Origin of the sequence: Immundisolibacter sp. (assembly GCF_014359565.1) — a bacterium.
Lineage (GTDB): Bacteria > Pseudomonadota > Gammaproteobacteria > Immundisolibacterales > Immundisolibacteraceae > Immundisolibacter.
Genome location: NZ_JACIZD010000003.1, coordinates 78,849 through 91,148 on the forward strand (window position 1 = coordinate 78,849; position 12,300 = coordinate 91,148).

At 68.1% G+C, this 12,300-nt stretch carries 13 protein-coding genes; all 13 read left to right on the plus strand.

All coding sequences use genetic code 11. The features are described 5' to 3' along the window. Positions 1 to 5 precede the first annotated feature (5 nt). Positions 6 to 737: a 30S ribosomal protein S2 gene (rpsB, locus tag H5U26_RS06375; protein WP_290617796.1), complete on the plus strand. Its 732-nt coding sequence runs from the start codon at positions 6 to 8 to the stop codon at positions 735 to 737. 136 nt (positions 738 to 873) lie between these two features. Next, a complete protein-coding gene (tsf, locus tag H5U26_RS06380) occupies positions 874 to 1,749 on the plus strand; it encodes a translation elongation factor Ts (protein WP_290617798.1) in 876 nt (291 codons plus the stop codon). A gap of 6 nt (positions 1,750 to 1,755) precedes the next feature. Continuing rightward, entirely contained in the window at positions 1,756 to 2,499 is a 744-nt protein-coding gene (pyrH, locus tag H5U26_RS06385; protein ID WP_290617800.1) for a UMP kinase, read from the plus strand. Continuing rightward, the gene (gene frr, locus H5U26_RS06390; protein WP_290617802.1) at positions 2,496 to 3,053 is read left to right on the plus strand and encodes a ribosome recycling factor; all 558 of its coding nucleotides are present in this window, start codon (positions 2,496 to 2,498) and stop codon (positions 3,051 to 3,053) included. The genes pyrH and frr overlap by 4 nt, the downstream gene beginning before the upstream one ends. A 9-nt stretch (positions 3,054 to 3,062) precedes the next feature. Next, on the plus strand, positions 3,063 to 3,809 hold the full coding sequence (gene uppS, locus H5U26_RS06395) for a polyprenyl diphosphate synthase (RefSeq protein ID WP_290617804.1): 747 nt from the start codon (positions 3,063 to 3,065) through the stop codon (positions 3,807 to 3,809). Next, positions 3,802 to 4,608: a phosphatidate cytidylyltransferase gene (locus H5U26_RS06400; RefSeq protein ID WP_290617806.1), complete on the plus strand. Its 807-nt coding sequence runs from the start codon at positions 3,802 to 3,804 to the stop codon at positions 4,606 to 4,608. The genes uppS and H5U26_RS06400 overlap by 8 nt, the downstream gene beginning before the upstream one ends. A 3-nt stretch (positions 4,609 to 4,611) precedes the next feature. Next, the gene (locus H5U26_RS06405; protein WP_290617808.1) at positions 4,612 to 5,790 is read left to right on the plus strand and encodes a 1-deoxy-D-xylulose-5-phosphate reductoisomerase; all 1,179 of its coding nucleotides are present in this window, start codon (positions 4,612 to 4,614) and stop codon (positions 5,788 to 5,790) included. Beyond that, on the plus strand, positions 5,787 to 7,157 hold the full coding sequence (gene rseP / locus H5U26_RS06410; RefSeq protein WP_366055907.1) for an RIP metalloprotease RseP: 1,371 nt from the start codon (positions 5,787 to 5,789) through the stop codon (positions 7,155 to 7,157). Before H5U26_RS06405 ends, rseP begins: the two co-directional genes overlap by 4 nt. 29 nt (positions 7,158 to 7,186) lie before the next feature. Further along, complete coding sequence (gene bamA / locus H5U26_RS06415; RefSeq protein ID WP_290617812.1) at positions 7,187 to 9,502, plus strand: outer membrane protein assembly factor BamA; 2,316 nt, start codon at positions 7,187 to 7,189, stop codon at positions 9,500 to 9,502. Positions 9,503 to 9,537: 35 nt separating this feature from the next. After that, positions 9,538 to 10,050 (plus strand): OmpH family outer membrane protein, encoded by a 513-nt coding sequence (locus H5U26_RS06420; protein WP_290617814.1) that lies wholly within the window; start codon positions 9,538 to 9,540, stop codon positions 10,048 to 10,050. A gap of 7 nt (positions 10,051 to 10,057) precedes the next feature. Continuing rightward, positions 10,058 to 11,074, plus strand: a complete 1,017-nt coding sequence (gene lpxD / locus H5U26_RS06425; protein WP_290617816.1) for a UDP-3-O-(3-hydroxymyristoyl)glucosamine N-acyltransferase — start codon at positions 10,058 to 10,060, stop codon at positions 11,072 to 11,074. Next, positions 11,071 to 11,526 (plus strand): 3-hydroxyacyl-ACP dehydratase FabZ, encoded by a 456-nt coding sequence (gene fabZ / locus H5U26_RS06430; RefSeq protein ID WP_290617818.1) that lies wholly within the window; start codon positions 11,071 to 11,073, stop codon positions 11,524 to 11,526. The genes lpxD and fabZ overlap by 4 nt, the downstream gene beginning before the upstream one ends. Then, positions 11,523 to 12,293, plus strand: a complete 771-nt coding sequence (lpxA, locus tag H5U26_RS06435; protein ID WP_290617820.1) for an acyl-ACP--UDP-N-acetylglucosamine O-acyltransferase — start codon at positions 11,523 to 11,525, stop codon at positions 12,291 to 12,293. The genes fabZ and lpxA overlap by 4 nt, the downstream gene beginning before the upstream one ends. Positions 12,294 to 12,300: the final 7 nt, after the last annotated feature.

Below are 12,300 nucleotides of genomic sequence, written 5' to 3' on the forward strand. Positions count from 1 at the left end.
TGCTTATGGCTGGAGTTTCCATGCGCGACCTACTGGACGCGGGCGTCCATTTCGGTCATCAGACCCGCTACTGGTCGCCGGCCATGGCTCCTTATATCTATGGTGCCCGCCAGAACATCCACATCATCAACCTGGAGCGCAGCCTGCCCATGCTGCGCGATGCGATGAACGTGCTGGGCAAGATCGCCGCCCGCGGCGGCACGGTGCTGTTCGTGGGCACCAAGCGCCAGGCCCGCAAGCTGGTCGAACAGCATGCCACCGCCTGCGGCATGCCGTATATCAGCTACCGCTGGCTGGGCGGCATGCTGACCAACTACCGCACCGTGCGCAAGTCGGTGGACCGCCTGATCGATCTGGAAACCCGCCTCGAGCTGGGCAAGACCGGCGACCTGAGCAAGCGCGAAATCCAGTTGCTGCACCGCGAGCGCGAGAAGCTGGTGCGCAGCGTCGGCGGCATCCGCACCCTGAAGGGCATGCCCGACGCGCTGTTCGTGATCGACACCGGCTACGAGCACATCGCCGTCGAGGAAGCCAACCGCCTGGGCATCCCGGTGATTGCGGTGGTCGACACCAACAACCGCCCGGAAAAGATCGACTACGTCATTCCCGGCAACGACGACTCGATCCGCGCCATCGACCTGTATCTGGGCCAGGCCGCGGAAGCGATTCGCAACGGTCGCGCCGCCCTGGCGGCGGGCGGCAGCGACGAGTTCATCGAAGTCGTCGAGGTCGGCTAGGCGGGCGTGGCTGCGCGGCGCCGCCGCCGACCACGCACGTGTTTTTTCATTCACAAAGAGGGGTTCGACCCCTCTTTTTTTGCTCGGGCACCCCGTTGGTCAAGACCGGTGGCGCCCTGACCTGGAGGCATCTCAAATGAACATATCGGCAGCACTGGTCAAGGAAATGCGCGAGCGCACCGGCCTTGGCATGATGGAATGCAAGAAGGCGCTGACCGAGGCCGGGGGCGACATCGAGGTCGCCATCGACCTGATGCGCAAGGCCGGCGCCGCGCGTGCCGACAAGAAGGCTGGGCGCATCGCAGCCGATGGCGCCATCATCCTGTCGGCCAGCGCCGACGGGCGCAGCGTGGCCCTCACCGAGGTCAACTCGGAAACCGACTTCGTGGCCAAGGACGCCGGCTTCCTGGCCTTTGCGCAGGCAGTTGGCGATCTAGTGCTGAGCCAGGCGCCAGCCGACGTGGAACAGCTGTCGGCTCTGACGCTGGGCGACGGCACGGTCGAGGAAGCCCGCCAGCAGCTGGTGGCCAAGATCGGCGAGAACATTCGCGTGCGCCGTTTCGTGCGCCGCCAGACGACCTCCGGCGTGATCGGCAGCTACCTGCACGGCTCGCGCATTGGCGTGTTGGTCGAACTCGAGGGCGGCGATCTGGCCCTGGCGCGGGACATCGCGATGCACGTCGCCGCCAGCCGGCCGCTGTGCGTGTCCAGCGAACAGATTCCGGCGGATGTGATCGCCCGCGAGAAGGAAATCTACGACGCCCAGGCGGCCGAATCCGGCAAGCCGGAAGACATCCGCGCCAGGATGGTCGAGGGCCGGCTGCGCAAGTACGCGGCCGAGGTCACTCTGCTCGGCCAGCCCTTCGTCAAGGACCCGGACACCACCGTCGAGCAATTGCTGAAAAAGGCGAACGCGCGGGTGATCGGCTTCGACCGGCTGGAAGTCGGCGAGGGCATCGAGAAGCAGGCCGACGACTTCGTCGCCGAAGTGATGAAGCAAGCCCGCGGCTGAAGCTCCATGGCCGGTTCGCCGCCCAAGTACAAACGCATCCTGCTGAAGCTCAGCGGCGAGGCGCTGGCCGGCGGCAAGCCGCACGGCTTCGATCGGCCGGCCATGCAGGCGGTGGCCGACGAACTGGCGCCGGTGCTGGCGGCCGGCGTGCAGGTCGGTCTGGTGGTCGGCGGCGGCAACCTGTTTCGCGGGCTGCCGGCGGCAGCCGACGGGGGTGACCGGGCCACCGCCGATTACATCGGCATGCTGGCCACGGTGATGAATGCGCTGGCGCTGCACGAGGTACTGGAACGCGCTGGCCTGGCGGCCCGCGTCATGTCCGCGCTGCCGGTTACCGGCGTCGCCGAGCCGTTCGTGCGGGTCAAGGCACTGGCGCATCTGAAGGCCGGCAAGGTGGTGCTGTTCGGCGGCGGTATAGGCAATCCGTATTTCACCACCGACACGGCCGCCTGCCTGCGCGCCATCGACATCGGCGCCCAGCTGTTGCTCAAGGCCACCAAGGTCGACGGCGTCTACGACGTCGATCCGCTGCGCAACGCCACCGCACGACGTTACGAGCAGCTTGACTATGATGAAGTGCTGGCGCGGCACCTGGGCGTTATGGACGCGACCGCGGTGGCATTGGCGCGCGAGCACGCCCTGCCGGTGCGGGTGTTCGACATGAACAGTCGCGGCGCGCTGCTGCGTATCGTGCACGGAGAGCCGGTCGGCACCCTCATGGCGCCGGCCGCGGACGGGAGACAGACATGATCGATGACGTGCTCAAGGACGCCGAACAGCGCATGGCCAAGAGCGTCCACGGGCTGCATGAGGAACTGAAGAAAATCCGCGCCGGCCGCGCCCACCCGGGCCTGCTGGACCAGGTGCATGTCAATTACTACGGTGTGGACACGCCGCTGCGCCAGCTGGCCAACGTCAGCGCCGAGGACGCACGCACGCTGCTGGTGGCGCCGTTCGACAAGGCCGCCGTGGCGGCCATCGACAAGGCCATTCGCGAATCCGACCTGGGGCTCAATCCGGCCACTGCCGGCATGGTCATTCGCGTGCCGCTGCCGGCGCTGACCGAGCAGCGGCGCAAGGATCTGATCCGCGTGGTGCGCGGCGAGGGCGAAGCCTGCCGGGTGGCCATTCGCAACGTGCGCCGCGACGCCAACGGCTCGCTCAAGGAGCTGGAGAAGGAAAAGCTGATCTCGGTCGACGACGAAGCCCGTGGCCAGGCCGAGATACAGAAGCTCACCGACCGTTTCGTGGCCGAGGTCGAAGCCCTTCTGGCGGCCAAGGAAGCCGACCTGCTGGACGTCTGACCGGGCGCCATGACGACGCCCGAGGCCAGCTACCCGCGGCACCTTGCCATCATCATGGATGGCAACGGCCGCTGGGCGCGTCAGCGTCACCTGCCGCGGGTGGCCGGCCACCGGGTCGGCGCCCGCGTGGTGCGGCGCATCGTCGAGGAGTGCGCCCGGCGCAACATCGGCTACCTGACCGTGTTCGCTTTCAGCAGTGAGAACTGGCGGCGTCCGCCGGATGAGGTATCGCTGCTGATGGAGCTGTTCCTGCGCGCCCTGCGCGACGAGAAAATGCGGCTGCTGGAAAACGACATCCGGCTGTCGGTAATCGGCGATCGCAGCGCCCTGCCGGCACGCCTGCAGACGGCGATCGCGCAGGTCGAGGCCGCCACGGCCCACTGCCAGGGCCTGCACCTGACCGTGGCCACCAATTACGGTGGGCGCTGGGACATCGTGCAGGCGGCGCGATCGGTGGCGGCCGCAGCGGTCGCGGGCGAACTGGACCCCGCCGACCTGGATGAAGACAGCTTCGCGGCCCGACTGGCCCTGGGCAGCGCGCCACCGGTCGACCTGCTGATCCGCACCGGCGGCGAGCTGCGCATCAGCAATTTCCTGCTCTGGCAGCTGGCCTATGCGGAGCTGTATTTCACCGACACCCTGTGGCCAGATTTCGACGCCGCCGCGCTGGACCAGGCGCTGGCCTGGTTTGCCGGCCGCGAGCGGCGTTTCGGGCGCACCGGCGAGCAACTGCGCCTCGGCGGTGCCGGTGCCTAAAACGCGTATCCTGACGGCCATCGTCCTGCTGGGTCTGGCGCTGCTGCTGCTGTGGCGCGGCACGCTGCCGTGGGTGCTGGGGGTGTTCGCGGCGATCGCCCTGCGCGCCGCCTGGGAATGGGCGGGCCTGTGTTCGGGCCTGAGCGGTGCGCGGCGCTGGCTGCTGCTGGCGACGCTCGGCGCCTGCCTGGCTGGGTCGTACGCGCTGCCGGCTTCGTGGACCGCCGTGGCGCTCGCCGCCGCACTCGCGTGGTGGGCGTTGGGGCTGCGGCTGGTGCTGTGCTACCCGGTCCTGCCGGACTGGATTGACCGGCCGCTGGCGCAGGCCGCCATCATCCTGCTGGCGCTGGCGCCCGCCTGGCTGGCGCTGGCCCGTCTGGCGGATGGGCAGCGCCCCTTGCTGCTGCTGTGCCTGGCGCTGGTGTGGGCAGCCGACAGCGGCGCTTATCTGGTCGGTCGCCGCTTCGGCAAGCGCAAGCTGTGTCCGCAGGTCAGCCCGGGCAAGACCGTGGAGGGACTGCTCGGCGGCCTGGTCGGCGCGGTACTGGTCGGGCTGGTCGCGGGACTTGCCTTGGGGCTGGACGGCCTGCGCCTGGCGGCACTGGTCGGGCTCGTCACCGCCTGCGCGGCCGTATCGGTGGTGGGCGATCTTGCGGAAAGCCTGTTCAAGCGCCGCGCCGGGGTCAAGGACAGCAGTCATCTGCTGCCCGGTCACGGCGGCGTGCTGGACCGCATCGACGCCCTGATCGCCGCGGCGCCCCTGTTTGCGCTGACCGCGCCGCTGCTGGTGCGGGGCTAGGCGATGCGCGGCGTTGCCCTGCTCGGGGCCACCGGCTCGATCGGCGACAGTACGCTGTCGGTGCTCGCGCTGCACCCGGACCGGTACCGCCTGCAGGTGGTCGCGGCGCGGCGCAACGTGCCGCGCATGCTCGAAATCTGTCGGCAGTTCAGGCCCCCGCTGGCGGTGCTGACCGAGCCTGCCGCGGCGGCGGAACTTCGCGCAGCCTTGGGTGCCGGGCAGGCCACTCAGGTGCTGGCCGGCCACGAGGTGCTGGAGCAGGTAGTGCGCGCACCGGAAGTCGATGTCGTCGTCGCCGGTATCGTCGGCGCGGCGGGCCTTGCATCGTCCTTGGCCGCTGCGCAGGCTGGCAAGACGCTGCTGCTTGCGAACAAGGAGGCGCTGGTCATGGCCGGCGCGCTGTTCATGGATGCGGTGCGCCAAGGCGGCGCCACGCTGATTCCCATCGACAGCGAAACCAACGCCATGTTCCAGTGCCTGCCGGCGTATCGCTGTGGCGAACCGGCGGCCGAGCGCGGCGTGCGCCGCCTGCTGCTGACCGCCTCCGGCGGGCCGTTTCTGCGTACCGCGGCGGCCGACATGGCGCGTGCCACGCCCGACCAGGCCTGCGCCCACCCGCGCTGGGTGATGGGGCGCAAGATTTCGGTCGACTCCGCCACGCTCATGAACAAGGGGCTCGAGGTGATCGAAAGCGCCTGGCTGTTCGGCCTGCCTGGCAACGCCATCGAGGTGGTGGTGCATCCGCAAAGCGTGGTGCATTCGCTGGTCGAGTACTGCGACGGGTCGCTGCTGGCGCAGCTGGCAAGCCCCGACATGCGGGTACCGATCGCCCACGCGCTGGCCTGGCCGCAGCGTCAGGCCTCCGGCGCCGCGGCGCTGAACCTGTTCGATGTGGCGCGGCTGGATTTCGAGCTGCCGGACCGGGCGCGTTTTCCCTGCCTCGATCTGGCGTATCGGGCGCTGCGCGACGGTGGCACTGCGGGAGCCATTCTGAACGCTGCCAACGAGATTGCGGTCCAAGCGTTCCTTGACGGCCGGCTGGCCTTTGGCAGCATTGCCGAGGTCGTGGGCGCCAGCCTGGATGCGGTGCCCGCCGTCCCGGCCGAGAGTCTGGAAACCGTTCTGGCCGCCGACGCCGCGGCACGGCGGATTGCCATGTCACAGGTGCAATCGCGATGCTGAATCTGCTGTGGTCGGTGGGTGCGTTTCTGGTCGCCATCGGCGTGCTGGTCAGCGTGCACGAATACGGGCATTTCTGGGCCGCGCGCCGGGTCGGCGTCAGGGTGCTGCGGTTCTCGATCGGCTTCGGGCGCCCGCTGTGGCGGCGCACGGACCGTCACGGCACGGAATTCGTGATCGCCGCCCTGCCGCTGGGCGGCTACGTCAAGATGCTGGATGAAACCGAGGCGCCGGTGCAGCCCGCGCAGCTCGACCAGGCCTTCAACCGCAAGCCGGTGCTGGCCCGCATGGCGGTGGTGGCGGCCGGGCCGCTGGCCAACCTGCTGCTGGCATGGCTGCTGTACTGGGCCATGTTCATGGTCGGCACCTACGGCCAGCGACCGGTGGTGGGGCAGGTCTTGCCGGGCACGCCGGCTGCCGGCGCCGGCTTTCAGGCGGGCGATGAACTGCGCGCCGTCGATGGCCGGTCGGTGCGCACCTGGGAAGACGCGGTGCTGGCCTTGCTGCCGGCGGCTATCGACGGCCGGCAGGTGACCGTGCAGGTGCGGCCTGCCGACGCACCCGGCAGCGATCAGGCGCGGGTGCTGGATTTGTCGGGCCTCGATTACCGGGCCGAGAACCCGGACGTCATGCGCCACCTGGGCCTCGCCTGGCGCGGGCCACGGGTCGACGCTCGGGTCGGCGAGGTGATCGCCGGCGGTGTCGCGGCGCAGGCCGGCATCCGGGTCGGCGATGTCTTGCTGGCAGTCAACGGCAAGCCGCTTGCCGACTGGGACGACTGGGTACAGACGGTGCGCGCCAGCCCGCAGCAGCCCCTGCGCCTGCGCCTGCAGCGCGAGGGCACCGAACTCGAGCTGACCCTGACGCCACAGGCCATCGACGAGGCGGGCACGCGTATCGGGCGCGTGGGCCTTGCGCCACAGCCGGTGAGCGCGCAGTTCGACGACTACTACCTGCGCCAGCGCTATGGGCCGCTGGCCAGCGCCGGTGAGGCGCTCGGCAAGCTGCGCGACATGACGGTGCTGACCGGCGAGGTCATCGGGCGCATGCTCACGGGCAGCGCGTCGAGCCGCAACATCAGCGGACCGCTGTCGATCGCCGAGTTTGCCGGCCAAAGCGCACGCCTGGGTGTGGCCCAGTTCCTGTCCTTCCTGGGCCTGGTCAGCCTGTCGCTGGGACTGCTGAATCTGCTGCCGGTGCCGGTTCTGGACGGGGGGCACTTGCTGTACTATTCCGCCGAATTGGTGCGTGGGCGGCCATTGCCGGAGCGGGTCCGGGCGGCCGGCCAGCAGATCGGCCTGGTGGCCCTGCTGGCGCTCACCGTGCTGGCCTTCTATAACGACATCACGCGGCTCCTGTTTCGATCCTGACTGCGGGCTGCGGCCTGCCCGGTGACGCCTTGTTTTCCGATTCCCTGCGCATCCTTTCCCGCAGCCTGCTGGCCATCATGCTGTGCCTGCAGGTGCTCCAGACATCGGCGCAGGCAGCAGCGGAAGATGCGTTTACCGTTCGCGACATCCGGCTGAACGGCCTGCAGCGCATCTCGCCCGGCGCGGTGCTGATCGCGCTGCCGCTGCGCGTCGGTGACCGTTTCGACCCGCAGCGCTCCAGCGCCATCATCCGGGCGTTGTTCCAGACCGAGTTCTTCAGCGACGTCAAGCTCGACCGCGACGGCGACGTGCTGGTCATCGACGTGGTGGAGCGGCCGTCGATCGCCGAGCTGAACATCACCGGCAACAAGGACATCAAGACCGAGGATCTGCAAAAGGGCCTGCGCGAGGCTGGCCTGGCCACCGGGCGGGTGTTCGTGCCCTCGGCGCTGGACCAGTTGCGTCAGGAACTGCAGCGCCAGTACTACGCCAACGGCAAGTACGGCATGAAGGTGGATACCAAAGTCACCGATCTGCCGCGCAACCGGGTGCGCATCGACATCACCATCGCCGAGGGCGATGTGGCGCGCATTCGTCAGATCAACATCGTCGGCAACCGGGTGTTCGACGACGAAACCCTGCGCGGCGCGTTCAAGCTGTCGACGCCCAACCTGCTCAGCTTCATCACCGGCAACGACAAGTACTCGCGTCAGAAACTGGCCGGCGACCTGGAAAGCCTGCACGCCTGGTATCTGGATCGTGGTTATCTGGATTTCGACATCAAATCGACGCAGGTCGCCATCACTCCCGACAAGCGCGAGATCTACATCACCATCAACGTGAGCGAAGGCCAGCAGTACAGCGTCGACGAGGTCAAGCTGTCCGGCAACCTGGTGGTCGAGCCCGAAGAGCTGGTCAAGCTGGTCAAGCTGCGCCCGGGCGACACCTTCTCGCGCAAGAAAATGACCGAGACCAGCGACGCCATCTCCGAGCGCCTGGGCGAGGCCGGCTACGCGTTTGCCAACGTCAATGCCGCGCCGGAAATCGACAAGCAAAAGGCCACCGCCAAGCTGACCTTCTTCGTCGACCCGGGCAAGCGTGCCTACGTGCGGCGCATCAGCTTCTCCGGCAACGAGAAGACCGCCGACGAGGTGATGCGCAGGGAAATGCGCCAGCTGGAAGCCGCCACCTTCTCCTCGGCGGCCGTGGAACGCTCGCGGGTGCGCCTGGAGCGGCTCGGCTTTTTCGAGGACGTGACGGTCGAGACGCCGGCCGTGCCGGGTAGCCCGGACCAGGTGGACGTCAACTTCACGGTCAAGGAGCGCCCGTCCGGCAGCATCTCGGCGGGTGTCGGCTTTGGCCAGGGCAGCGGCCTGCTGCTGAACGCCGCGGTGACGCAGAACAACTTCCTGGGCACCGGCGACAGCGTCAGCGTCAATTTCAGCAACAGCGACTATTCCCGCGTCTACAGCGTTTCCCACACCAATCCGTATGCCACGGTGGACGGCGTCAGCCGCACGGTCAGCGCCTTCGTGCGCTCCACCGATGCCGCCGACGCCAATCTGTCCGAGTACGACACCAGCTCCGTCGGCGGCAACTGGGGCTACAACGTGCCCCTGTCGGAATTCGATTCCTTCGGCTTCGGCGTGGGGGCCGAGCAGACCAGCATCGACCCGGGCTTCTACACGCCCCGGGAAATCCTCGACTTCATCAACGACAACGGCGACAGCTACAACATCTTCAGGGTCAACCTGAGCCTGGCCCACGACACCCGCAACCGCGCCATCTTTCCGGACCGTGGCGCGCTGCGCCGGCTGTCGGGCGAGGTGGCGGTGCCGGTCGGCGACCTGCAGTTCTACAAGCTCAACTTCACCGAGCAGCACTATTTCCCGTTCAGCGACACGGTCAGCCTGCTGCTCAGCGGTACGCTGGGCTACGGGGACGGCTACGGGGACACGAGCGAGCTGCCGTTTTTCGAGAACTTTTACGCCGGTGGCTTTCGCACCCTGCGCGGCTTCAAGGACAACACGCTCGGCCCGCGTGACGAGTACGACGACCCGCTCGGCGGCGACCGCTTGATCCTGGGTCGCAGCGAGCTGTTCTTCCCGGTGCCGTTCATGGACCAGCAGAGCAAGAATTTCCGCATGTCGGTGTTCGGCGATGCCGGCAATGTGTTCGCGCCAGGCGATCCGCTCAAGGTGGGCGAGCTGCGCTACTCGGCCGGCGTCGCGGCGGTGTGGATCTCACCCTTCGGAGCCATCTCGGTGGCCATCGCCCAGCCTTTCAACGATGGTCCGGACGACGAGACGCAACGCTTCCAGTTCAGCCTGGGCGCCGGATTCTAGATTTTTTGTTCACGCTCACACGGAGAAGTCTGACGATGACACGGATGCAGGGATGGATGCTGGGGCTGCTGGGCAGCCTGCTGTTGACGCCGGCGCTGGCGGCGGACCTGAAAGTCGGTTACGTCAATGCGTCGGCCCTGTTGCAGGCCTCGCCGCAGGCCGAGGTGGTGCAGAAGAAACTGCGTGACGAATTCACGCCGCGCCGCCAGCAGCTCGAATCGCGCGCCAAGCGTCTGGAACAGCAGGAGCAGGACCTGTCCAAGAACGGTCTGATGCTCAGCGAGGACCAGCGCAAGGCCAAGGAGCGGGAGATCATCGACGGCCGGCGCGAGCTCAAGCATGCCCAGGACGAGTTCCAGGACGACCTGCGCATCCGCCAGTCGGAGGAAGTCGGCAAGCTGCGCGAGCAACTGCTCGGTGCGGTCGAGAAGTTCGCCAAGGCCAACAGCTACGACCTCATCCTGTACGAAGGCGTGATCTACGCCAGTGACGCGCTGAACGTCACCGACCAGGTGCTGGCGCTGCTCAAGAACCCGGCCAAGCCCTGATCGACGGATGCGCCTGAGCGAGCTGGCGCAGCGGGTCGGTGGCAGCGTAGAGGGCGATGGTGATCGCGAGCTGGACGGCGTCGCCACGCTGGCCAGGGCCGGCGCGGCGCAGCTGAGTTTTTTCGTCAACCGCCGCTATCGCAGGCAACTGACAGACACCCGCGCCGGCGCCGTGGTGCTGGCGCCGGCCGACCGGGAGTTGTTCGCCGGCCCGCGGCTGATCGCCGACAACCCGTATCTGGCCTTTGCCCGGGCGGCGGCCTTGCTGCACCCGGCGCCGTTGCCGGCACCCGGAGTCGATCCCACGGCCCGGATTCACCCGCAGGCCCGGCTCGGCCAGGGCGTCGCGGTGCAGGCCCATGCGGTCATCGAGGCTGGCGTGCAGCTGGGCGATGGCGTGCAAATCGGCGCCGGCTGCTACCTCGGTGAGGGCGTGGTGGTCGGTGCCGGTACCTGCCTGGCGCCGCGGGTCACGCTGCTGGCCGGCACGCAGCTCGGCGCCCGCTGCCTGATTCATCCGGGCGCCGTGCTGGGCGCCGACGGCTTTGGTCTGGCCAACGACCGCGGCGTGTGGGTCAAGGTGCCGCAACTGGGCCGGGTGGTGGTCGGCGACGACGTGGAGATCGGCGCCAACACCACCATCGACCGCGGCGCGCTGGACGACACGCTGATCGGCAACGGCGTGAAGCTCGACAACCTGATCCAGGTGGCGCACGGCGTGCGGATCGGCGATCACACGGCGATCGCCGCCTGTGTCGGCATCTCCGGCAGCACCGTCATCGGCCGCCACTGCGTGATCGGCGGCGGGGTCGGCTTCGTCGGGCACCTTGAAATCTGCGACCGTGTGACCGTGACCGGCATGTCCATGGTTGCGCAATCGATCAGCCGTCCGGGCGTGTACTCGGGCATCCCGGCCGAGGAGGCCCGCCGCTGGCGGCGCAATATCGGCCGTTTTCATCAACTCGACGAGCTGGCGCGGCGGCTACTGCGCCTGGAACGCACGTCCAAGGATCCACACGAATGAGCGAGCCGGAAACCCTGAACGCCACCGAAATCATGCGCCTGCTGCCGCACCGCTACCCCTTCCTGCTGCTGGACCGGGTGCTGGAACTGGAGCTCGGCACGCGCCTGGTCGCGCTCAAGAACGTCACCCTGAACGAGCCGTTCTTCCCCGGCCATTTCCCGAACTACCCGGTCATGCCCGGGGTGCTGATCGTGGAGGCCATGGCGCAGGCCAGCGCCGTGCTGGGCTTTCGTTCCACCGGCACCAGCGCGCAGGACGACAACGTGTACCTGTTCGTGGGCATCGACAAGGCGCGCTTTCGCCAGGCCGTGCAACCGGGCGATCAGCTGCGTATCGAGGTGCAGCTGAAGCGCGCCGTGCGCGGCATCTGGATGTTCACCTGCAGCGCCAGCGTGGACGGGACCGAGGTCGCCTCGGCCGAGATCATGTGCACGCTCAAGGCCATCACATGATCGATCCGACCGCCCGCATCCATCCTGACGCCCGCCTGGCGCCGGACGTCGAGGTCGGTCCCTACGCCGTGATCGGCCCGCAGGTGCAAATCGGCGAGGCTTGTGTCATCGGCCCGCACACGGTCATCACCGGCAACACCCGCATCGGGCGTCACAACCGCATCTTCCAGTTCGCGTCCATCGGCGAGATTCCGCAGGACAAGAAGTACCACGCCGGCGATGACAGTCGGCTCGAAATCGGCGACGGCAACACCATCCGCGAGTTCTGCACCATCAACACCGGCACCGCCGGCGGCGGCGGGGTAACGCGCATCGGCGACGACAATTGGCTGATGGCCTACGTGCACATCGCCCATGACTGCCTGATCGGCAACCACACCATCTTCGCCAATTCGTCCTCGCTGGCCGGCCACGTGCTGGTCGAGGACCACGTGATCCTGGGCGGCTTCGCGCTGGTGCACCAGTTCTGCGCCCTGGGCGCGCACAGCTTCCTGGCCGCCAGTTCGGTGGCGCTGAAGGACGTGCCGCCGTTCGTCATGGCCGAGGGCAACTCGGCCCGGCCGCGCGGCATCAACACCGAGGGCCTGCGCCGGCGCGGTTTCAGCGCCCAAGACCTGACCGCCATCCGGGGCGCCTACAAGACTCTCTACCGCAGCGGCCTGCGCCTGCAGGATGCGCTGGCGGTGCTGGATGGCGAGAGCGACTGCCCGCATCTGGCGACCCTCGCCGCCTTCGTGCGCCGCTCGCAGCGCGGCATCATTCGGTGACCGGGGC

Bases quoted from the DNA above. Each gene is read 5' to 3' on its own strand.
- rpsB (WP_290617796.1), top strand. From the start codon at position 6: ATGGCTGGAGTTTCCATGCGCGACCTACTGGACGCGGGCGTCCATTTC.
- tsf (WP_290617798.1), top strand. From the start codon at position 874: ATGAACATATCGGCAGCACTGGTCAAGGAAATGCGCGAGCGCACCGGC.
- pyrH (WP_290617800.1), top strand. From the start codon at position 1,756: ATGGCCGGTTCGCCGCCCAAGTACAAACGCATCCTGCTGAAGCTCAGC.
- frr (WP_290617802.1), top strand. From the start codon at position 2,496: ATGATCGATGACGTGCTCAAGGACGCCGAACAGCGCATGGCCAAGAGC.
- uppS (WP_290617804.1), top strand. From the start codon at position 3,063: ATGACGACGCCCGAGGCCAGCTACCCGCGGCACCTTGCCATCATCATG.
- H5U26_RS06405 (WP_290617808.1), top strand. From the start codon at position 4,612: ATGCGCGGCGTTGCCCTGCTCGGGGCCACCGGCTCGATCGGCGACAGT.
- H5U26_RS06420 (WP_290617814.1), top strand. From the start codon at position 9,538: ATGACACGGATGCAGGGATGGATGCTGGGGCTGCTGGGCAGCCTGCTG.
- lpxD (WP_290617816.1), top strand. From the start codon at position 10,058: ATGCGCCTGAGCGAGCTGGCGCAGCGGGTCGGTGGCAGCGTAGAGGGC.
- fabZ (WP_290617818.1), top strand. From the start codon at position 11,071: ATGAGCGAGCCGGAAACCCTGAACGCCACCGAAATCATGCGCCTGCTG.
- lpxA (WP_290617820.1), top strand. From the start codon at position 11,523: ATGATCGATCCGACCGCCCGCATCCATCCTGACGCCCGCCTGGCGCCG.